The organism is Burkholderia sp. AW33-5, from assembly GCF_053427615.1.
Map to the genome: position 1 here is coordinate 1 of NZ_JBSAXA010000040.1, position 19587 is coordinate 19587.

Genomic DNA, 19587 nt, shown 5'->3' on the forward strand with positions numbered 1-19587 from the left:
CTTCTCGGCGGTCGGCAGTTCGATGAATTCCGGCGTGAATACGTATTCCTTCAGGTTCACGCCCTTGTCGGCGTCGGCCGGCTTCACATTCGGATACGCGTCGTCGCGGCCGGCGTTGCGCATGCGCACGGCGCCGTGCTCCTGCAGCAGCGCCATGAACTCGGCGTGGTTCTCGATCTGGCGATCGAGCACCGCGTCGAGGATCTGTTCCTTCAGCTCGCGGCTGTTCGCGCGGAACAGGTCGCCGCGATAACGGCTGATCATTTCCGACGCGTCGGTCAGCAGCGTGCGGCGATTGTCCTTCGGGCTCGCGAGTCCGTATTTCGCGTTAATGAGTTCCTGGAACGCGTCGATGAAATGCGTGTTGTGCTTGTCGAATCCGAACGGCCGCAGAGACTGGCCCGAAATGAGATTGCACTTCGGGATCACGACGTGGATGTGCGGCTTGCGTTCGATCAGCTCGCCGGTCGCCTGGTCGATATAGCTTTTCACGCGCGACAGGTGCGCCTCGGCATAGAAGTTGTATTCGTCCGGGCGGTAGGCGTGCATCGCGAAGGCCTCGAATTCGCGTGCGATCTGCAGCAGCGTTTCGCGATCGACGTGATCTTCCTTGAAAGAGAGCGTGATCGACAGGTAGCGCTCGACCTTCGGCGGAGCGTCGATCGACTGAATCACAGCATCGGTCAGGTCGAGATCGCCGGCGAGCACCACGCGTTCGTCCAGTTCGTCGCGCGCCAGCTCCCGACCGACCTTCTGGCCGTCCTCGAGATACTGTTTGACGCCGTCGTGACGGCCGGTCACCCTAATCAACACGATGGAGGTGCGCCTTCAGCAGTTGCGTGATCATCTCCAGCTCGTCGACCAGCGCTGCGAACGTGGATTCGGAGAGCTTGCCGGACACGCGCGCGGTGTTCGCCACGTGAGCGAGCTGATTGAGGTTGTTGCCGGTCTTGTTGATCACGAACATGATCCGGTGCCGCTCGACGGTCGCCGGCGGCCGCGCGACGATCTGCGTGCGGTTCGTCAGGATGCAGTCGCGCAGGAACTCGGACGAACTCAAGCCCGAGCGCTCGACCTTCTCGTTGAAGAGCCGCCACTGCTCGTCCGTGAGGCGCGTGCTGACCGGCTTGCCGAGCGCCGATTGCGCCTTCTTGCGGCCACGGCGCTTCGGTTCGGCCAATGCGTTGAGATCGTCGCTGCTCATCGTTCCTATGCCTATTCCTCAGTACGACGCGCGATACGATTCACCCTGCGCCCACCGGCTTTGCCAGTGCGCCTCGTAGGCGTCGGCGACGGACGGGCAGTTCGCGATCACGACGGCGTTTTCGCTATTGCGACGCGCAGCGGCGGTGCTGTAGTTGTATGACCCGGTCTCGACCGTCTTGCCGTCGGCAACGATGTACTTGTCGTGATGAATCGCATAGGCCGAAACTGTCCACACCGGAATGCCTGCCTCGACCAACAGGTTCAACGCGGCCTGGCCGGCGCGTGCGCCGCGGCCGCCGGTGTTTTCTTTCGCGTCGGCGATCACCGCGACGTCGACGCCGCGGCGCTTCGCCGCGATCAGCCGCCGCACGACGTCGGGTGACGTGAAGGTGTACGCGGCCAGGCGCACGCGCGAACGGGCACGGTCGAGCACGTCGGCAACGAGACGTGTCGCGCTGCCCTCCGGCGAGAAGCCCACTTCAGCCCCGCAGGTCGCACCTGCAGCTGATGTCGTCTGGCCCACGAGCGAGGACAACGCAGTCAGATCGAACGCGTGGGCCGAACTCGTCACGGCCACGCCAGCGATCAGCGCGACCATCATTCGGCGATGCCTTGCGCTTCTCTTCACGGTAACTCTCCTGATGGGTGCGTTCACTGGTTCGTCGCGATGTCGAGCCGTTGGCAGAAAGCTCGGTGGCTTCGACGCAAAATACCGGTCCCCCAAACACCTACCCCGCCCAAAATCACGGCCATGCTGTAGAAGAGCCACAACCAGCGGCCCTGCTCCTGTGCCATCGCCTCGATCGAGCGCTGTTCAAAGCCGTAGCTCTGGCATACGGGCGGCGGCATCGGCGGCAACTTTCCATCCGCACTCGGCACCGCACGGTCTTTACAGACGCGGACCGTCAACATGCCGTTCGGTGCGGCCGGAGCCGGATACCGTGCAGTCTCGGCCTCGTCTTGCAAGATCCACCGCGGAACGCTCGCAAACGAAAAACCACTCACGATCGCCAGCGAAGCGCATGCGATCACGCTCGGCATAACGAACAAAACCACCACCGCCCACCACGACCAGAATCCAATCCGGCGACACACCGTGAACGCTTCGTACATTTGATTCAACTTCGCCTGTTGTTCCATGACTGCTCCTGTTCAGAAAATTGGTATCGAAGGGACGGTCGCGCTAAATCCCGAGCGCGTGCGACAGGTGACCGGCCACCCACACGAGCGCGGCGCCCGCGCAGAACGCGACCGCGATCTGCGCGACGAACACCCCAATCGTCCGCCACACAGGCGGCACCGGCGGGACAGCGCTCTCGCGATCGCGGCCCTCGACCGCGATGCGCAACCGGAAGAGCGCGTCGGCGACCTCTGCTGTCGCCGCACGACGCGCCTGGTCAGCCGCCTTCGCGGCCACCTCGCCGACGAAAGCCTGGCGTGCTTCCGAGATCAGGATCGTCAGCTGCGTGTTCTCTGCGCGAAGCGCCTGCACCGTCGCGGTCAGCTTCTGGTCGGTGGACTCCATCAGTGCGACGACGTGGTGCTGCGCGTCCACCACCTTCATTTGCTCGATCAGGATCTCGGCGAGTACCGCCAGCTCGTTCGACGCCGGCATCGTGGCGATCACCTGGCCAAGGCGCTCCGAGGCCTTCTCGGCGCGATCCGATTGCGGCGTCGAATCGCTCATGCGTCCACCCCAGCCAGCAATGCGGAGAACGCGAGATCGAGCAGCGGCTCGATCGACAGCGCCTTGCGCTTCAGACCGACCAGCTTCACGAGGCGATCCTTCTCCGCGTCGTTCGCCGCGCCGGCCAACTGCGCCTTGTAGTCGACACCATCGGTTGCGATGTCGTGAATCGTACGGCCGGCGGCGGCCGCCAGCGTGAACACGTCGTTCTTCGGCACCAGCGCGTCGTGATTCAGCAAGAACGACGCGTCCTGCTCGTGCAGGTCGAGCAGCTGGCCGAAGTGACGGCGCAGCGTCACCTCGCGCGGTTCACTCTTCAACAGCTCCACCTTGTTCAACAGCACACGGATGCGCTCGGGCTCCACGCCGAGATCCGCGAGCAGGTTGATCGTCTTCATGGTGTCCTTCATCTGCTTGCTTTCCGGCTCGACCGGCACGATGAAGCACGCGTAGTCCTCTTGCGCCCCTTCGGACGAATCGAGGCGATTCAGATATTCCTCGACGTTCGACGCGCCGATGTCGACCAGCAGATCGCGGCCGCGCATCAGCTCCTCGTGCAACTCGTCGAATCGCGCGGCGATCATCACCTCGACCTTCGGTCCGGCCGAGTCGTCGGTGTTGATCGACTCGACCTGGCGCACCGACATATGCGACAGACGCGGCGCCAGCAGCTCGCGCGTCACGGTGGTCTTACCGACGTTGCCGGAGCAATTCACGATGGCGATACTCATTTCAAATTCCTTGCGTAAATGGAGGGAGACGGCGCTTACATCACGCTCGGCGTCGGGCCGCGCGCCTGCTGCTGCTCGGGCTGCGGACTGTTCGACGGCTGCGACGTCGGTGCGGCCTTCGGCGCCGTCCAGGCCGCGTGCAATTCGCCCGCGCGCTTATCGATCTCCGCCGCGCCGGCGTCGCGGCTCAACTCGCCCCGCGCGATGCGCGCCTCGACCTCGACGCCGGCCTGCATGCGCGCGTCGAACCGGCGCATGACTTCGCCGCGCATGCGCGCGGGTGCCTGCTCAAGCGATTTTTCGAGCTGCTCGCGCATCTGCGCGACGGTCAGTTGCACGCGTGCGGGCGCGGGAGCACGTTCTGGTTCAGGCGCCGCTGACCGCGTCACTTCCCACGCGTTGCGGATCGTCTCCTTCGGTTGCGTGCCGATTACCTTGCCCGCCGCGTCACGCACCTGCTCCTGCACCGTGACGGGCGTCCTTCCCAGGTTCTTGAGGGAAATGGTGTCGCCGACCTTCGCGTCGGATTCAGCGATCGCCCGTTTGAGATCGACACCCCAGACCGTCCGCTCGGCGCCCGCCTCGTCCCGATACCGCACAAAGTACGAATACGACTCGTTCGGCTTGTGCTCATAGCGTGCCGCCCCGTGCTCGAGCAGCTCGCCCGACGACGTATCGACGGGTTTGGTCGCGGCACCGGCCGCCGGCGCCGCGCCCGGCGCAGTCGTTGTAGTGGGCGCGGCGTCGGGTTTCGGGCTCGCCCCGGGCGCCGACGGTTTGGCGACCGCGGGATCGACCTTCGGGCCGGCAGCTGGCTCGGGCGACGTCCCGGCCTTGATCGTCAGCGCATCGCGCTCCCGCTTCGCGGCCTCGCGCAGAGCGAAATCCGCTTCCTTCGGCTTGAACCCCTTTACGTCTATACCGCCATCAAGCGACGCCTCGATCCACGCATTGCGGCGGAACGTCTCGCTGCCCTTCACCGTGATCGAATCGATGTTCTTGGCCTTCATCACGGCCAGCATGTCGGCGATCGTCCCGCGATCGTTCTGCTGGGTCTTCAGGCGCGAACCCGTGTCCTCGAAATGCGGTTTCGTCGTCGGAAGCTCGCCCGGCTTCCCTTCCATGCCGTCGAGCTTCCAGAACCGCCCGTCCTTCACCATGTAGCGCGACGCAACCTGCGCCGGAATGGTGTAGCCGTCGCGCGTCGTGATCGGTTTGCGCAAGGACGGATCCACGTCGATCTGGTTCTCGGCATCGTTCGGCGCCGGTTTACCGGCCGGCGCATCGATGGCAACCGCTTCGTCGTCACGCTTCGGCATCGGCCTGCTCTGCTCACGCAGCAGCGCCTCGGCGGCCGCACGCTCACCATCGCGTACCGTACGCACGCGTTGCAGGTCCTGCGCCGACACGTTGTCGAGGACCGGTCGCGCCGGCTCGTTCGCGGCGTTTTTCGCGTCCGGTTCGTTTCGCGCGGGCGCCTGCGTGCGCTTGATCTGGGTGTCCACTGCGCCAGGTTGGACCGACACGTTCATCGAGACGTCGTTGGAGGCCTGCCCAGGCTGCACGTCCGATTCGTTGGTCACCGTGGCGCCGACCGTCGAACGCGCAGCATCCTGTATGCCTGACACCGCGTCGCCCGTGAGGCCACGGCGGCGCATCGCATCGTCAATCGGCGATGCGTCCGCCACGTCGGCAAAGGTGGCGGTGTTGCTGTCGGGTCCGGCAGCGGGCCCCGACTGCTCGGCGGCCGGCGACGAGATCTCGCCGCTCGCCAACTCTGTAGACCGCGGTTGCACGGACACGCTCGGCGCGGCGTCGCCGACGTCGGCGAAGGTAGCGGTCTCGCCGTCCGGCTGCGACTGCACTGCCGGCGCCGGCGTATCAGCAGCGGGATCGATCACGTCCTCGCCTGACGCTCGCTCGCGCATCTCTTCATCCAGCATGAACGCCTCCGCGACATCGGCGAAGGTCGCGATTTCGTCGTCACGCTGGGGCTCCCGATGCTGGTGCGGCGGCACGACAGACACCGGCTCGATCGCGCGCTCATCGTCCGACGGCTCAGAATCCGCCACATCGCGTGCCGGTGCGCTCTCGTCGACTTCGATCGGACTCAACCCGGCTTCGTCGCGCAGCTTGCTCAACGCCTCCGCTGCCTGCGGCGGCAGCTGCTCCGCCGCGAAGCCGGTGCGGGTACGGATCTGCTCGCCGATCGCGCGATCGCCCTCGGCGGCATCACCGGACTTGCGCCACGCGTCGCGATGAATCGATTCGAGCCGATGCTCAAGCGCCAGCGTCTCGTTGACCTCCCCACCGCGCAGCGTGACCGCCGTGGCGATCGACTGAATCATTTCGCGGTAACGGCGGCCCAGCGCCGCATCGTCGAGTTTCGGCTGCGCGCGCCTGACCGGCGCCTGGCGGGTGCCGCGCCGTGCACGGGTGCCAGCTGCGGGCGGGCGCTGCGCGCTCTGCAGATACAGGTGCTGGCGCTCCGCGAAATACTGATGCCGCGCCTGGCGAGCGGCGGCACGCACGGCGTCGACCGCATCGAAGCCGGATCCGCCCTGATCCTGCACACGATTGCGCGCCTCCAGCGCCGCCTTCTCTTCGGCCACGCGCACGGTTTCGCGAACGAACTCGCGCGACTCCTCTATCGGCTGCCCCATCAAATCGCTCAAACGGGCCGCTTCGCGCTCGACGTCGGCTTCGCTGCCCAGCAAAATCTCCTGTTCGGCGGGCGCAGGCGCACCCTGCGACGGGGCGACCTGCTGATCCTGCGCGGGCATCCAGCGCGCGAACGGTGCGACGTCAGTCCCGCCCGGCACATACCACTTCTTCGAACGCCGGTCGAACTTCGCGCCCAGCTCGTTCGCCGCATCCTTTTCCTTGAACGGCACGTCCAGATACGTCCGTTCGCGTTTCGGCTTGTTCGCGTCAGCCATGTGCCACCTCCTTCACTTCGTTGTCCGCCGGCGCTGCCGGCTCAATCTGAGAATCGACAGCGGCATCCGCTGCTGTCAGGTCGAAATCGAATCGCATGCCGGCGAGCATGTCGCGCACGTCGTCGCGCATCACCAGACCGAGTTCGGCCAGGTCGGCGGCGAAGCCGGTGAGCGCCAGGTCGGCCGCGAGCGTGCCCGGCTTCTGCTGGTCGAGCGCCAGCAGCTCGGCTGCGGTCAGCGGTTTCGCGCCTGCCTGGCGCGCGAAACGAATCTCGCCGGCAGCCTTCGCAGACAGCGTCGCGTGATACGTCTCCGGGTTGTGGGTCGGAACGCCCGTGGCGCGCAGTTCGCCGGCCTGCCACGCGGCCTTGATCTCGTCTTCGGTCGGCAGGCGCTTCTCGATCGCCGTCAGCATCGGACTGACCACGCGCATGCGGTCGATGAACAGGTCGTCCTCGTAATAGAACGCCTTCTCGCACAGGATTGGTCGCTGGAAGCCGAGCACAATTTCCTCGCTGTGCTCCATGCGCTTCAGCTCCTGGTCGAACATCAGCGCACGTCCCTGGTCCGACGTGTTCGTACCGGTCGACGTATTGCGGCCATGATTGCGACTTCGCGACGTCGCCTTCTCCGTGAAGGTGCCCAACGTCTCGGACAGATCTTTCGCGTCGGACTGTTGGCGCGGCGGGTACGCGACCAGAACGGCGTGGTTCGTGACCAACGTGCGGGCGCCGTGGATGCCGTATAGCTCGTTCGGCTCCAGCTGCGCCTTCGACTGCAGGATCGTCAGCAGCCGCAGCCAGTAGCCCGCAATGAAGGCGTTGCCCTTGTCGATCACTTCAATGCGGCCGAGCGCCGTGAATTCGTCGAGGATGCCGAGGCACTGGTACTTGATCGACGGATCTTCGCCCGGCAGCACGTCAAGGTTGTCCTCGATCCACTGCGTGAAAAACAGGTTGCCGAGCAGGCTCGCGACCGCCAGTTCGCGCACCGGCAGCACGACATAGATCGACATCAGATCCCGACGCACACGGTCGAGCTCGAAATCGCACGCGCTCGTCGCCTGGTCGACGATCGGGTTGCTGAACAGGCGCAGACCTGCATTGAACGTCGCGACGATGTTCAGCATCGTCTCGTCGGGCGACGCCAGCACGCGCGAGAGCGCGCCAAGACAGTCGCCCGACAGCGGCATGCCTTTCTGCGGCTCGTTCTGCATCAGCTCGGTCAGGTGCTCGCGCACCTTCTTGTCGGGCGTCGTCGCGAGGCGCAACACCTGGCCGAACGTGCAGTCGCCCGTCATTTCCATCAGGTACAGCGCAAGGCCCATGAACAGGTCGCTGGCCTGTTCGTAGAAGAACTTGTTACGTGCGTCCGCCGTGTGATACAGGCGTGCCGCGATCGCCTGCAGGCGACCGACCCGCACGAAGGCCGGGCTCTTCGCGATCTTGAACAGCGGATTCCAGCGATGCGTGTACCCTTTCTGGTCGAACGGCGCCCAGCGGAACACCCGCTGGCCGCACGCCTGCCGGTAGCGCGACGTCAGGTCGAAGTTCTCTCCCTTCACGTCGAGCACGACCACCGAATCCGAAAAGGTGAGCAAATTCGGGATCACGATGCCCACGCCCTTACCCGAACGTGTCGGAGCAGCGACCATCACGAACTCCGAGCCGCGGAACGTCAGGTACTGGTTCTTGTACTTACCAACGATGATCGTCGGATCGCGGTAATCCCCCTTGCGGCGCACACGACCGCTCGCTTCGTCGAGCAGGCCGTAACGGCGTACCTCATAGCTATGCGCGAAGCGCGCATCGCCGTGCAGCTCGCGCTTCGGTTTCCTGACCAGCGCCGCGATCACGGCCGCGATCGGCAGCATCGGCACGATGATCGACACTGCCGTGGCGATCTGCAGCGAGCGCTTCACGCCCTTCATGTCGCCGAACGCGTGCCAGTAGTCGCGCAGCGTCCAGATGCCGATCGCCGAATCCGGCAGCTTCTCCAACTTCGCGAACAACGTCGCGCCGGCGTATTGGCCGGCCACGGCGAACCCGGTCACCACCACCAGCGCGAGCAAGCCGCCGGCGACGACGCGATCGAGGAGCGTCGCGGTTTTCAGGAGCACGGCGCTGGCGCACATGCCCCACAACGCGCACGCCACCATGACAATCGCGATCACTGCGCCATACTCGGCAGGATCGGTGATCGCGTCGAAGTGAAGCAGGCGGCCAGCGCCGAACACCGCCGCGCCAGACAGCACGCTCAGGACGGCCCCCACGAACAGACGCTTTTTCATCGTGACACCTCCGACGTGGCGTGTGCCGTCGACAGCAGCGGGGCCAGCGTCTCGTGCAGCACGGGCGAGCACACGTCGAAGCGATAGACCCTGCCCCGTGTGCCATCGATGCACAGGGCCACTCGCCCTTCGGGCGACAGTGCGTAATAGGCGAACTCGATCCGGCCGGGCAGAAAGACCGCGCAGTGCATGAGCGCTTGCGGCTGGCCAACGCGGGCCAGCTCGCGGTGCGCGCGTCCCAGGCGCGCGATCGCATCGCGCAGTTGGTCGCGCTGCGCCACGTCCGAATCGACCGCGAGTTTTCGGGTCAGGCTGGCGATATGCGCCCAGGCGCAGGTTTGCGTCCAGAGCAATGCGTCAAGATCCATCATCGGTTGCTGCGCCGGCGGCAGCGCCGGGCCGCGCCCCTTCGCAAGATGTGCGTCATGCATTGCCATGCCCTCCCGTGCGGGTCAAATCCCACGTGTTCAGTCGCTCGATACCGTCGCGGGCCGCGCCAGCATCACCCTGGCGAATCGCCGCCTCGAGCAACACGAGCGCCTGGCGCTCACCGTCCGGAATCGCCGGTGCATCGGCCTCTTTATCGACCGTCCGATCTGACGGGGGCACGAGGCACGTCAGCTGCTGCAGGATCTGATTCGAACTGGCGGACAGGATCGCGACGCGCAGCTCGTGGCGCGCGATCGCATACTCCGACAGCGTGGCGGCACGCAACCGTGATGCGCGCCCGCTGCTCCGGCGTCGCGTGCAGCGCCGCATCGGCGGCCGCGATCGGCTCGAGCACGCGGCGAATCGCGGCAATGTCCGCCGCAAAGGCCGGATCCGTCCCACGCGCCAAGCGCCAGCCGACGACATGCCGATCGACGATCTGCCATTGCCGCTCGTCGACCACGCGCGAGCCGACCTTCGTGCGCACGTCGACCACCCCGCGCGCGATCAACTGGCTGACCGCTTCGCGCAGCAGCGCGCGGCTTACGCCTAACTCCTGCGCGAGCATCGCTTGCGGCGGCAGTGCGCCGGTCGCATCGCACAACGCTGGAATCTGCTCGGCCAGCCAGTCGGCGGCCGCATGCGGTGGCCGCTCCGACGTACCAACGGCGCGCGTCGCAAGTTCAATTTCGTTCTGTCGCACGTTCATGCCGCCCTCCGAAGCTGTTTCCACTTCGTCACGGGATTGGTCGTGTTCCGCCAGGTGGCAGAAAGCGATGTGCTACGCTTTTCATCTGACAAAACGGAAAGGCACCAGAACAGGAGAGTTCGATGAGAATCACGCACGCGTACTGCGTGGAACTGAAGGAAGTTGTGACGATCGACCGTGCTCGCCGCGAGTATCTGTCCACTGACCCCACGCCCCCTCGCTACACGTTCCTGTGTTCCGATGAGGGATGCCGCGAGAAAAAGGTCATCGTTTCTGGCGTCAACTACACGTTTAGCGCGGAAGAATTCCCCAAGCGCACAGAAGCCCATTTCCGCGTGGTCTCCGCGGAAAAGCACCTTGCAACCTGCGAGTGGCGTGCGGCGGCCGACGCCGACGCGCTCGCCAATCCGACTACCGATGGTGCGCCGGAACAGCAAGTCGAGCGTGAGGCGAAGCGAAAGCTGACCGACCTCATCACCGAGTTCGATCCGCGCGATGCCCCTGTCGACCTGCCCACACCGCACCCAGGCCCGCCCCCGGATGTGGACGAGCCGCGTGATAAGACACCTCGCCCCCGACGTCCATTGGATCCGGACCGCGTGAACGCCCGGACACGCACACGAGACCTCGAACGACTCGTGCAGACGTACCGGGAAGCGCGCGACGAATTGCCGGAAAACGAGTTGCGCGCCCTGCACATCAACGTCATCGGCGTTGGCCGTATCCGCTTGATCGATTACTTTCAGCCACTTCAATACTGCAACGAACAGACCCGCGATCGCATCATCACCGGCGGCGCCCACTTTGACCGTCATTTCGGGCAAGGCTTTCGGCTGCGCCTGATCGACAAGGTGAACGACCTGCCCGTGTACGTTTATGTCGCCGCGCAGCAGATGGAAGCGTACCGATACCGCAAATATCTTCGCCGGATCGTCGATCGAATTGCGCTGCACCGATACGTGCGCGTCTACGTCAACGGCCCCTTGAGACTGTCCCCGAGCCAGAAGTCCTACAACCTGGAAATCACGCATCTCGATCACCTCGCGCTCGTGCTCGGTCCAAAACTCGAACCGAAGACCACTGAAGAATCCTGACCGAGCGCATCCAGCAGCCTCGCCGACAAGCAGATCGCGTCGCGTTCGCGCGGCAGCCAGAATTCGACCTCCCTGTCGCGACCGACACGGCTCAAGTCGAGTCGCGGTAGGTCGGTCTCGTCGGGCGCCTCGGCACTGCCACGGTTGCTGATCGAGATGTGCAGATACACGCACCCGAGCGGCCCCTCTATATCGACGCCGACCAGGCGCGGTCGCGCCGAAGCACGGCCGCTACCTGTCACATCGCCCTGATAACGAATCGTCGCGCCTTCGCCGACCGCGCGGGCCACAGCCACGCACAGTTGATCGATGCTGGTTCGCCACTGCGCATGCGCATCGAATCCGCCAGCGGCATTGGATGTGAAAACAGACTCGCTCATGCATCACCTCGCAGCAGCTTCATCTTCGTGACCGGATCGAAATAGATCTCGGTCAGAAACTTGTTCTCCATGAACAGCACGACGTCCACCGTCGTCCGGATCTCGCGCATGATGTAATCGAACGGCAGCGTTTGACCGACCGGGCTTTGCTTCACCAGCTGCGCGATCCGCGCGAACGTCGAAATCGAATCGTTCGCGTGCACGGTCGTCAGCCCACCCTGGTGCCCGGTGTTGAGCAGCGTCAGGTAGTCCCAGGTTTCGTCGCCGCGCAGCTCGGCAAGCAACACGCGATCGAACTTCATGCGCAGCGTCGCCTTCACGATGCGCCGCGCCGGGATCGACTCGCTGTAGAACAGGTGGACGTGGTTTTGATGCAGCGGCAGCGGCAGCTCGTGCGTGTCCTCGATCGTCGCCAGGCGCGTGTCGCGTGGAATGATCGGGATCAAGTCGGCCAGCGCCTTCGTTAGCGTGGTCTTCCCAGATCCGGTGCCGCCGACCAGTACGATGTTCAGCCGGTTCAGGATTGCGAGCGTGAGAAACCTCACCACATCGCGCTGCGCGAGCGCGTCGAGCATCTTCTGCTGGAAGCTCGCAAGACCGTATGCATTCAGCGCACGGGCCGGATTGAACACCGGGGTCGCACTGCTAACATCCAATCCGTCTGATCCGGCCCGAGCCGCCGCAATGTCGATTTCGCCCGACGTCAGCCCGCCACCGCCGACCAGGCCATCCCGAACCACATCACGGAACCCCTTGAATCGTCCGGCGGCCGACAACTCCTGCACCGTGAAACGCGTGCTGCTCGGCACGCGGATCGTCAGCGACACCGTGCCGGGCTCGCACGCCGGCGGGATCACGATCTGACCGCGCTCGCCGTCGGGCAGGCGCACCGGTTTCTCCGGCTCGGCCGCCGACAGCGCCGGCTTCGCCTTGTTGTAGATCGCCAGCGCCGGCGCGAACTGCATCAGCGCCTCGAGCGATGCATTCGGCAGCTCGTGACGCTCCCAGCCGTCCCCCGTTTCGGTCCATCCCTCGTACGGTCGGTTGATCGCGAACTCGGTCACGCCGGGCCGGTTCAGCCGGTCGACGATTCCGAGGGTCTTGAGGTGACTGCGTACCGTGACGCTATCGTCGTATCGCATGTTCATGGCGGCTCCGGTCATAGATAACGAGGTCACGGCGTGGCCAGCTCGTACACGTCGGAGAAGTCGACGTCGCGCGCGACGAAGATCGTCGTCATCGACCCGTACTTCGAGTACGCGGTCGGCGGCACGTTGATCGTGTTCTTCAACGTTTCGGCGGCCACTGATTCGCCGGCGCTCGACGTGTTGTTGAACTGGATGCCGTTGCCACTGCCGCTGGAGTTCGCCGCCAGGCTCGACAGCGCCTGCCCGGCGTCGCTGATCAGACTGACCATCAGCGCCCCACCGAAACGCGTCCAGAAGTGCGTGTCGACGTAGGCCGGCAGGCCGCTGCCGCCCAGCGCGTCCGCCGCCGGCGAGTCGAGCTGGACCTTGACGCCTGCCGGCGTCGTCAGACGCGTCCAGATCACGAAGATGCGCGCCTGGCCTTGCATCAATGCCTGGCGCTGCTCGCCCAACACTTCGGAGCCGCGCTCGATCAGCAGTACCTTGCCGTTAGCCGAATACACATCCTTGGTCACGTGGCAGGTGGTCATGCCCGGATAGTCGGTGACGATCACCGACCGCTGCCCGCACGGGATCGTGGTGCCAGCGATCAACAACAGGTCGCGGGACGGCATCAATTCGGCCTTGACCGTGTCGAGCTTCGACGGCCGAAACTTCGCATCCAGCCCATCCTTCGCGTATTCGATGGGCGAGCGGCCGGTGCCCGACGCACCGGCGCTACCGGGGGTTTTTGGGTCATCGAGCTTGAGCACCACGTCGCCGTCGAGCTTGCGCATCGCCGGCGTCTCGACCGCAGGGGCCGGCGCCGCGTTGCTGGTGCCGCCCGTGTTCGTCGACGCCGTCGCCTGCGTCGCGCTCGCCGCATCCGCATGAGCCGGCTTCGCCATCGAGGCGGCTTCGGCAGCCGCGGCCGCTGCTGCGGCATCCTCTTCCTGCTTCTTCCGGATCTTCGCCTGGTCGGCCGCGAAATCGTGCCGATCGTCAGACGGCTTGTCCTTCGCCGCCTCCGCCTTCGCCGCCTCGGATTCCGCGTGGTGCTGCGCCGTCCAGCGCTTGATCGCCACGCCGACCGCGACCGTCCCGAAAATCAGGATCAGCACAAGCCCGATCACGATCGGCAGCAGCCGAAACGGGCTCTTGCGCTTCGTCCGACCGACGCCCGGCACGCCGCGCTCGCCGATGCCGGCCGGCTCAACCGGTGCCGGCATCATGTTCTGGTTGATGTCGTTACTCACCGTTCGCCTCCTTTTGCTTCACGAGCCGCACCGTGCCGGGAATCGTTGTGGCCGACGGATTCAGCTGGCCGTCGGGCCGATATGCGTTGTTGCGAATGCCGAGCACGGCGTCGCCCAGGCGCAGGTTGTAGCGGCGCGCGGTGTCGTGCACGGCGAGCACCGGCCCACGCACGTCGTCGGGATTGACGAGCGCTTCCGAGCCGTCCTCGAACACGCGATAGATCAGCGGCAGGTCACGGCTCGACTTGAACTCAAAGTAGGTGAACCGGCCGTCGTCCCACAGCGCCGTCGGCGCCAGTGTCGTGTCGCCCTGCATGTCGTAGTCGGAATTGGCCGTCGACGCGGCGTTGCCGGTCTGCTCGAGCAGCGTGCGCGCTTCCGCCGAGCGGGCCGACACCGCTGCGGCCGCTTTCGCGCGCGTGTCCGGGTAGTCGAACGTCAGCGACCAGATCGCCTGATCGTGCTTCGTGACCTGGATCAGCTTCAGCACGTAACGACGCTTGTTCGTCAGCAAGATCAGGTTCGTGCCCGCCTTCACCGCCTTCGGCTTGAAGAAGAAGCCGTTGCCGGCCGGGCCCGCCGTCCAGGCCTTGCCATCGCCCATGCCGCCACCTTCGAGTTTTTCGCCCTTCTCGAACTCGATGACCGTCGCCTCACCGGGGCGGTAGGCGATCTGATAGGTTTCGGTCGGGTTGTACACCGCACAGACAACGTGCGGATCGCTGCCGCATGCGCCCGGCACCACTTCGGCCGCGGCCGGCTGCACCACCGCGAACACGGCAGCCGCGATCGCCGATGCGCCGAGCGCTTTCTGGAATCGAATGTTCATTCGCTGGTCCCTCCCTGCGCGCGCGTCGGCGCCGATTCCGACGACGTTGCGGCCGACGGCATCTGCGCGGCACCATCCGTTACGCTGCGAGTCCAGTCGCGGTCGACCGAGTAGCTGGTCACGCGGAAACCGGTCGGATTCAGCACCTGTTCGTTGCTCTTGGTCGGCAGATCGCCCATCTCGTAGGTGATCGTCGCGACCCAGTATTCCGTCTTCGGCGGCACCGGCGTCGAGCCGCCCTGCGTCGCCAGCGAAATCGTCTTCTTCGAGAAAAACACCTGCGCGGTGGAGCCAACGAAGGTGATCGCACCCGGCTGGGCGATCACGCGGAATTTGTCGGTCAGCACGTTCTGCGGTGAGTTCTTGCGGTTGTACAGCGCTGCGTACTGCGTTTGCTCCCGCGGCGAGTTCATCAGCGTCACGTTGTCGTACGCATCCTGAATCGCGTACCAGTCGTAGCTCTCGCGCAGCTTCACGTAATCGCGCAGCGCCTTGCGCAGCTCGAGTTCACCGAACGTCACCGAGCCGCTACGCGCGACGTCGATCACTTGCACGTCACCCGTCGCGGTGTTGTCTTTGATGATGACAGGCGGCGTCGGTCTCTTTAGTTGTACTAAGGCAGCAGAACCAAGAATAGAAACCAGCGCGACGAACATGGCACCGCCCGCGACGCGCCAGGCGATCTTGGTCAGGTTTTCTTGCGTCGCCTGCTTGGATTTCTCGAACGCGAGCGCTTCCTTGAAATACGTGCGCGCCATCTCGCGCGGATCGGCGTCGGCGAGCTTCGTCGCGATGGCCTGCAGCGTGGCCGCGTAATTGCCGTCGGCCACGAGCGCGGCAGACACGCTCTGCGGCTCGGCCGATTTTTTCCTGATCCACTTCATTGCGCGTTCCCCGGTGTCGTATGGTTCACGGGCATCCATGGCCCGCTCGGTTGCGTCGGCTTTGGCGCCGACGAGCACGCCGCAAGCAGCACGGCGCTGCAAAGCACGACGATGAATTTCATTGCACTCTCCGATTTAGGTGTGCCGTCCGCGGACGCAGTGCGCGCCGACGGACGGTTTGTCACTTACTTCGCGCGTTCAAATTCGGAACCAGGCGTAACAAGATGTCCGTTCGATTTGTCGATCACCATTGCGTACTGAATCTGAGCGCTGACGATCATCTTTCCTTCCACAACGGTGGCCGGCTGTTGCCGCGTTACGGTTCCGACCTTGTTACCTTGGTCGTCATATTTGTTCTCCTGGTGCGAAACAAAGAAGTCGTTCCCGCTACCATTTCTACTCACGACGATCTCGTTGTAGTCTTGCCCGCTTACACGCAACCATTTGCCGATGTACTGGTCGCCGTCGCTCTTACCGCAGCCGGCCTGTATCAGCGCCATGACAACCATCGCCGACGCCGTCCCGAATCGAATTGCCCTCATCTATTTCTCCTGGTAGTAGTCAAGATCACGCGCGGCCGATCGAGTTGTTGGACGCCCCCGACGACCTACCTCCGGATCCGCCCATCAACTTCATCGCCTTCATGGCCATGCTGGCCGCATTGCCGATCTTACCGACCATCGACGAGATACCGACGCCACCTGCCAGTTGCGAGGCCAGAGACGGCATGCTCAAAGAAACGACAATGAACACCAGTCCGGCGCCGATGATCTTTCCTTCAATGGTGTAGGTCAGGATTACGTTGTGCACGTCGAACGCCTTCGGCAAATTAGAGGTCATGAACCGAACCTCAATCGCGCCAACCGCCCCAAACAGCGCGACGAGCAACCCGTAGTTCAAGCACTGCCCGACCCAGTTCTGGAAGAACTGCCGTGTAGCGGGGAACAGCGCCGCGAGGATGAAGGACGGACCTAGCGCAAGCAGCAACCCGAGCGCAAATTTCGCGAGGATGATGTACGCGGCCGCGATCGCAAGAAACGGCACGCCGACGAGCAGTAGGCAGATTGCAAGCACCGACACCTCGATGAAGAGACCGATGTCGGTCCAGGTCAAGCCCTCGTACATAGTCTTGATCGCTGAGATATAGAGACTCAACAACGTGTCGAGCCCGTTGCTCAGATCATTTCCACCCATCAGCGCGCGACTGAGATCGTCACCGAGACCGTTGAAGAACGGCACCACGTATTCGCTGTAGTAGCCGATATTCATCCCGGCCGTGAGCACGGCCGCCCACCCCGCCATCTTCAGCATGAAATCGACGATCGGCGTGTCGTTGTTGCCGCGCCAGTACGACACCAGAATGAGCAGCACGTAGAGACTGAAACAGGCGGCGACCAGCGGACTGATCAGCGAAATCATCTGAGCCGAACCGGTATTGATCGTGTTCAGCACGTCCTTGTCGAACGCATTGAACATGTCGGTGAAGATTGTCAGTTGCATGGTCGCGCTCCGGATTTACTGGTCGCTCGTTTCGTCGTGCAGGCGACGTTGCATGTCGCGATGCGCTGCCTGCTGCGCGAATTCCTTCTCCGCGTCCTGCAGCTTCGCCGCCAGATCGAGACGCACCTTGTCCGCGTTGATCGACGAAATCTCCGCCGACCACCGGTTCTGAAGATCCGCCTTCGCCGCCGGATCCTGCGTCAGATTCGATTGCTGCATCAGCTGCTGGATGTTATTCAGTCGGTCGATCGACGCCTGATACGCCCGCATCACCAGCGCCTTGTTCGCGGACAGCGTGTCATTCAAGCGCTGCTGGCCCGGCGTGTAGGCGGTCAGCCCCTCCTGGCGCGCGATGCTGTCAGCTACACCGCTGATCCCGTTCATCTGCCCGCTCTTCACCAGGTCGTAGACCGACTGCCACTCGTCCGGCAGGTAGTTGCGCAGCGCAGGGTTGTTGAGAATGTCACCCAAGCGACGGTTGCCGATCAGCGCCTGGTACTGGTTCGTGAGCGTGACGTATTGCTGCTTGAGCTGCTGCACGGTGATGATCGCCTGCGCGAGCGTCGATGCATCGAGCACCGGAATGCCCTGCGCGTACACGCCGGTCGACATCGACAGCGTCAGGGCCGCCGCGCCAGCGGCCAACATGGTGCGAAAAGTTTTCATGTCCGTTCCTTCGTCAAAAATGTCGATCACTACTTCGCCGGCCGCCCGGCGATCTCCTGCGCAGCGCTGCCCCGCACTTGCGACAGCATCATGTGGACCTTGGTCAGCTCGCGCAGCATTTCGCCATTCAGCGCCTCGCCGGCGGCCGACGTATCCGTGGCGCGAGCTTGAATCGCCGTCACCTGCACGGCAATCGCATTCAACTCGCTGAGCATCGCGCTACTCAGCGTCTCGCCAGCGGCCGGCATGCCCGCCGCGTGCGCTTCGAACGCCTTCACCTGCGCGACAATCGCCTCGACATTGACTGGGCCACCGACAACCGGAATCTGCGCGTGCGCGAGCTGAAGCGAGAAGGCCACGATCGCCGCGGCGCCAGTCAAATTGCGGATCGGCTTCATCGCGTGGCTTTCCCATTGGCGGGGAATAACCCCGTGGCCTTCGCGCGTTCGAGCTCCAGCAACTGCTGGAGCGTCTGCTCGACCCGAATCAGCGTTGCGAGGATCTGTTGATTCGTGTCAACGGACGGCGCCGGTGCCGCCTTGCCGGAGTCCGCATAGGTCGACGGCAACGCGCCAAGGTTCGCCGGTAACGTCAGCGTCTGCGCGATAGTCAGGCCGCGTGTCAGACCGTTCACCTGGTCCGCCATCGCTTGCGCTTGCTTCAGATAAACATCGCTGACGCCGATGTCGGGGCCCGGGATACCCGTCGCGTTCGCCATCGTCGCGGTGCCGAAAATTGCAGCGAGCAGCAAGCTCTTGATGGGAAATTTCATCGTCATGCTCCGTGATTGAACTGCTGTTGCCGCCGGATCAGCCCCAGCACATCGAGGTCGTACGGCACTATCGGCCGGCGCTGATGGCGAATCGCATCGAGATACGCGAGCGCGCCTGGAAAGGTTGCGTTGCGCTCGACAAGATCGGCAGGCGTAACATCGATCGGGCGATATGGGTTCTGACCAGCCTTGAAGTGATACTCGTACAGGGCCCACATCACGCGGATCGCGAGCAAGCAGGCCACCACGCCGAGAAGGCTGAGCACGAGGCCACGGACTCCGTATTCGACGCCCTCCCACATGCCGAGACCCGAGATTCCGTGCTTCAGTAGTGCAGCGGCCAGCCCGATACAAACGATCACACCCGCCGCAAAGAACACGCGGCCGATACGCACCTCCCTGGCCCAGGCGCGGTCATACTCCGCCGCCCACAGTTCCAGTTGGTCGCGTGTCGCCGGCCCGATCACCGACGCAAATTTCAGATCGCGCTCCATCGTCACTCGACCTCCTCCACCAGCTCGGCTTCTGGCTTGCGATCGCGCTTGCCCTTGCGACGCTCCTGGAACAGCTTCATGCGCAGATCCGTATCGCCGTGCGCATCACGCGTGCACTCCTCCCAGATCGCGACGTTGTCGAGGCTGCTCGAAAGCACCGCGATCTGGTCGTTCATGCCGCCCAGGTCCAGCGTCGCGAATGACGACTGGTTGCTCTGCTTGATCAGGAACGTGCGCGACTCCTTCGACAGCGCCTTCAGCGTCCGGAACTCGCGGTCGGTGAGGTTCAGGAGCTTGTAGCCCTCGGGGGTCGCGTCCGGGTTCGGCAGATAGATCTTCGTCGCCGTCAGGTCGCGGATCTCGGAGAACACCGGGCACTGGATCGCGTCTTCCGGCGACTGCGAATCCAGGATCAGAAATTCGTCAGCCTTCCGGCCCGTCTTCAGCGACTTGCGAATCAGCTCCTGCGTGGTCGGGTAGCTGGCCGGTAGCCAGAACTCGGCGATCACCGTCGCGAGCAGACCGCCCTTGCGCTGCATCTGATCCTTCAGGTACAGCAGGTGCGCAAGCACCGGCTCCGTGGCGGCATAGCCT

General features: G+C 64.2%; 22 protein-coding genes and 3 pseudogenes. 2 read left to right on the forward strand and 23 right to left on the reverse strand.

Annotation, left to right across the window (positions count from 1 at the left end; genetic code table 11):
• From ACV22V_RS31240 to ACV22V_RS31285, 10 genes and pseudogenes are all read right to left on the reverse strand, one after another.
• Positions 1-813, reverse strand: a pseudogene (locus ACV22V_RS31240) (LPD7 domain-containing protein); the annotation flags it as partial.
• A complete protein-coding gene (locus ACV22V_RS31245; RefSeq protein WP_448016537.1) occupies positions 803-1204 on the reverse strand; it encodes a plasmid mobilization protein in 402 nt (133 codons plus the stop codon). The gene ACV22V_RS31245 and the pseudogene ACV22V_RS31240, both read right to left, overlap by 11 nt.
• Before the next feature lie 18 nt (positions 1205-1222).
• Positions 1223-1807, reverse strand: a complete 585-nt coding sequence (locus tag ACV22V_RS31250; RefSeq protein WP_448016560.1) for a phospholipase D family nuclease — start codon at positions 1805-1807, stop codon at positions 1223-1225.
• 50 nt (positions 1808-1857) lie between these two features.
• A complete protein-coding gene (locus ACV22V_RS31255; RefSeq protein WP_448016539.1) occupies positions 1858-2346 on the reverse strand; it encodes a hypothetical protein in 489 nt (162 codons plus the stop codon).
• 43 nt (positions 2347-2389) lie between these two features.
• On the reverse strand, positions 2390-2893 hold the full coding sequence (locus ACV22V_RS31260) for a hypothetical protein (protein ID WP_448016541.1): 504 nt from the start codon (positions 2891-2893) through the stop codon (positions 2390-2392).
• Entirely contained in the window at positions 2890-3624 is a 735-nt protein-coding gene (gene stbB / locus ACV22V_RS31265; protein WP_448016542.1) for a StbB family protein, read from the reverse strand. The genes ACV22V_RS31260 and stbB overlap by 4 nt, the downstream gene beginning before the upstream one ends.
• 35 nt (positions 3625-3659) lie before the next feature.
• Positions 3660-6563 (reverse strand): DUF5710 domain-containing protein, encoded by a 2904-nt coding sequence (locus ACV22V_RS31270; RefSeq protein ID WP_448016543.1) that lies wholly within the window; start codon positions 6561-6563, stop codon positions 3660-3662.
• Positions 6556-8853 carry a type IV secretory system conjugative DNA transfer family protein gene (locus tag ACV22V_RS31275; protein ID WP_448016544.1) on the reverse strand — a complete coding sequence of 766 codons (2298 nt, stop codon included), beginning with the start codon at positions 8851-8853 and terminating at the stop codon, positions 6556-6558. The genes ACV22V_RS31270 and ACV22V_RS31275 overlap by 8 nt, the downstream gene beginning before the upstream one ends.
• Positions 8850-9284, reverse strand: coding sequence for a hypothetical protein (locus tag ACV22V_RS31280; RefSeq protein ID WP_448016545.1), 435 nt, complete (start codon positions 9282-9284; stop codon positions 8850-8852). Before ACV22V_RS31280 ends, ACV22V_RS31275 begins: the two co-directional genes overlap by 4 nt.
• Positions 9277-9567, reverse strand: a complete 291-nt coding sequence (locus ACV22V_RS31285; RefSeq protein ID WP_448016561.1) for a hypothetical protein — start codon at positions 9565-9567, stop codon at positions 9277-9279. Before ACV22V_RS31285 ends, ACV22V_RS31280 begins: the two co-directional genes overlap by 8 nt.
• On the opposite strand from ACV22V_RS31285, the gene ACV22V_RS31290 reads away from it, so the two are divergent.
• Positions 9554-9835 carry a hypothetical protein gene (locus ACV22V_RS31290; protein WP_448016563.1) on the forward strand — a complete coding sequence of 94 codons (282 nt, stop codon included), beginning with the start codon at positions 9554-9556 and terminating at the stop codon, positions 9833-9835. The genes ACV22V_RS31285 and ACV22V_RS31290 overlap by 14 nt on opposite strands.
• Here ACV22V_RS31290 and ACV22V_RS31295 read toward each other — a convergent pair.
• Positions 9803-9991 (reverse strand): annotated as a pseudogene (locus tag ACV22V_RS31295) (FadR family transcriptional regulator); the annotation flags it as partial. The gene ACV22V_RS31290 and the pseudogene ACV22V_RS31295 sit on opposite strands and share 33 nt — an antisense overlap.
• Positions 9992-10113: 122 nt before the next feature.
• Here ACV22V_RS31295 and ACV22V_RS31300 point away from each other — a divergent pair.
• Entirely contained in the window at positions 10114-11085 is a 972-nt protein-coding gene (locus tag ACV22V_RS31300) for a hypothetical protein (RefSeq protein WP_448016546.1), read from the forward strand.
• Here ACV22V_RS31300 and ACV22V_RS31305 read toward each other — a convergent pair.
• The 12 genes and pseudogenes from ACV22V_RS31305 to ACV22V_RS31360 all read right to left on the reverse strand — a co-directional run.
• Positions 11028-11465 (reverse strand): hypothetical protein, encoded by a 438-nt coding sequence (locus ACV22V_RS31305; RefSeq protein WP_448016547.1) that lies wholly within the window; start codon positions 11463-11465, stop codon positions 11028-11030. The two genes, ACV22V_RS31300 and ACV22V_RS31305, sit on opposite strands and share 58 nt — an antisense overlap.
• The gene (locus tag ACV22V_RS31310; protein WP_448016548.1) at positions 11462-12613 is read right to left on the reverse strand and encodes an ATPase, T2SS/T4P/T4SS family; all 1152 of its coding nucleotides are present in this window, start codon (positions 12611-12613) and stop codon (positions 11462-11464) included. Before ACV22V_RS31310 ends, ACV22V_RS31305 begins: the two co-directional genes overlap by 4 nt.
• A gap of 26 nt (positions 12614-12639) precedes the next feature.
• The gene (virB10, locus tag ACV22V_RS31315; RefSeq protein ID WP_448016550.1) at positions 12640-13848 is read right to left on the reverse strand and encodes a type IV secretion system protein VirB10; all 1209 of its coding nucleotides are present in this window, start codon (positions 13846-13848) and stop codon (positions 12640-12642) included.
• Complete coding sequence (locus ACV22V_RS31320; RefSeq protein ID WP_448016551.1) at positions 13841-14677, reverse strand: TrbG/VirB9 family P-type conjugative transfer protein; 837 nt, start codon at positions 14675-14677, stop codon at positions 13841-13843. Before ACV22V_RS31320 ends, virB10 begins: the two co-directional genes overlap by 8 nt.
• On the reverse strand, positions 14674-15600 hold the full coding sequence (locus ACV22V_RS31325; RefSeq protein ID WP_448016552.1) for a virB8 family protein: 927 nt from the start codon (positions 15598-15600) through the stop codon (positions 14674-14676). Before ACV22V_RS31325 ends, ACV22V_RS31320 begins: the two co-directional genes overlap by 4 nt.
• 146 nt (positions 15601-15746) lie before the next feature.
• Complete coding sequence (locus tag ACV22V_RS31330) at positions 15747-16103, reverse strand: hypothetical protein (protein ID WP_448016553.1); 357 nt, start codon at positions 16101-16103, stop codon at positions 15747-15749.
• A gap of 25 nt (positions 16104-16128) precedes the next feature.
• Complete coding sequence (locus tag ACV22V_RS31335) at positions 16129-17061, reverse strand: type IV secretion system protein (RefSeq protein ID WP_448016554.1); 933 nt, start codon at positions 17059-17061, stop codon at positions 16129-16131.
• Between the two features lie 15 nt (positions 17062-17076).
• Entirely contained in the window at positions 17077-17727 is a 651-nt protein-coding gene (locus ACV22V_RS31340; protein WP_448016555.1) for a type IV secretion system protein, read from the reverse strand.
• A 29-nt stretch (positions 17728-17756) separates the two neighbouring features.
• Positions 17757-18125 carry a hypothetical protein gene (locus tag ACV22V_RS31345; RefSeq protein WP_448016556.1) on the reverse strand — a complete coding sequence of 123 codons (369 nt, stop codon included), beginning with the start codon at positions 18123-18125 and terminating at the stop codon, positions 17757-17759.
• Entirely contained in the window at positions 18122-18499 is a 378-nt protein-coding gene (locus tag ACV22V_RS31350) for a hypothetical protein (RefSeq protein WP_448016557.1), read from the reverse strand. Before ACV22V_RS31350 ends, ACV22V_RS31345 begins: the two co-directional genes overlap by 4 nt.
• A 2-nt stretch (positions 18500-18501) precedes the next feature.
• Positions 18502-18993, reverse strand: a complete 492-nt coding sequence (locus ACV22V_RS31355; protein ID WP_448016558.1) for a hypothetical protein — start codon at positions 18991-18993, stop codon at positions 18502-18504.
• A 2-nt stretch (positions 18994-18995) separates the two neighbouring features.
• A pseudogene (locus ACV22V_RS31360) lies at positions 18996-19587 on the reverse strand (transporter); the annotation flags it as partial.

What these genes read in the sequence shown, in the direction of transcription:
- ACV22V_RS31245 (WP_448016537.1), bottom strand. Translation starts at nt 1,204, where the DNA reads ATGAGCAGCGACGATCTCAACGCATTGGCCGAACCGAAGCGCCGTGGC.
- ACV22V_RS31250 (WP_448016560.1), bottom strand. Translation starts at nt 1,807, where the DNA reads ATGATGGTCGCGCTGATCGCTGGCGTGGCCGTGACGAGTTCGGCCCAC.
- ACV22V_RS31255 (WP_448016539.1), bottom strand. Translation starts at nt 2,346, where the DNA reads ATGGAACAACAGGCGAAGTTGAATCAAATGTACGAAGCGTTCACGGTG.
- ACV22V_RS31260 (WP_448016541.1), bottom strand. Translation starts at nt 2,893, where the DNA reads ATGAGCGATTCGACGCCGCAATCGGATCGCGCCGAGAAGGCCTCGGAG.
- stbB (WP_448016542.1), bottom strand. Translation starts at nt 3,624, where the DNA reads ATGAGTATCGCCATCGTGAATTGCTCCGGCAACGTCGGTAAGACCACC.
- ACV22V_RS31270 (WP_448016543.1), bottom strand. Translation starts at nt 6,563, where the DNA reads ATGGCTGACGCGAACAAGCCGAAACGCGAACGGACGTATCTGGACGTG.
- ACV22V_RS31275 (WP_448016544.1), bottom strand. Translation starts at nt 8,853, where the DNA reads ATGAAAAAGCGTCTGTTCGTGGGGGCCGTCCTGAGCGTGCTGTCTGGC.
- ACV22V_RS31280 (WP_448016545.1), bottom strand. Translation starts at nt 9,284, where the DNA reads ATGCATGACGCACATCTTGCGAAGGGGCGCGGCCCGGCGCTGCCGCCG.
- ACV22V_RS31300 (WP_448016546.1), top strand. Translation starts at nt 10,114, where the DNA reads ATGAGAATCACGCACGCGTACTGCGTGGAACTGAAGGAAGTTGTGACG.
- ACV22V_RS31305 (WP_448016547.1), bottom strand. Translation starts at nt 11,465, where the DNA reads ATGAGCGAGTCTGTTTTCACATCCAATGCCGCTGGCGGATTCGATGCG.
- ACV22V_RS31310 (WP_448016548.1), bottom strand. Translation starts at nt 12,613, where the DNA reads ATGAACATGCGATACGACGATAGCGTCACGGTACGCAGTCACCTCAAG.
- ACV22V_RS31320 (WP_448016551.1), bottom strand. Translation starts at nt 14,677, where the DNA reads ATGAACATTCGATTCCAGAAAGCGCTCGGCGCATCGGCGATCGCGGCT.
- ACV22V_RS31325 (WP_448016552.1), bottom strand. Translation starts at nt 15,600, where the DNA reads ATGGATGCCCGTGAACCATACGACACCGGGGAACGCGCAATGAAGTGG.
- ACV22V_RS31330 (WP_448016553.1), bottom strand. Translation starts at nt 16,103, where the DNA reads ATGAGGGCAATTCGATTCGGGACGGCGTCGGCGATGGTTGTCATGGCG.
- ACV22V_RS31335 (WP_448016554.1), bottom strand. Translation starts at nt 17,061, where the DNA reads ATGCAACTGACAATCTTCACCGACATGTTCAATGCGTTCGACAAGGAC.
- ACV22V_RS31340 (WP_448016555.1), bottom strand. Translation starts at nt 17,727, where the DNA reads ATGAAAACTTTTCGCACCATGTTGGCCGCTGGCGCGGCGGCCCTGACG.
- ACV22V_RS31345 (WP_448016556.1), bottom strand. Translation starts at nt 18,125, where the DNA reads ATGAAGCCGATCCGCAATTTGACTGGCGCCGCGGCGATCGTGGCCTTC.
- ACV22V_RS31350 (WP_448016557.1), bottom strand. Translation starts at nt 18,499, where the DNA reads ATGAAATTTCCCATCAAGAGCTTGCTGCTCGCTGCAATTTTCGGCACC.
- ACV22V_RS31355 (WP_448016558.1), bottom strand. Translation starts at nt 18,993, where the DNA reads ATGGAGCGCGATCTGAAATTTGCGTCGGTGATCGGGCCGGCGACACGC.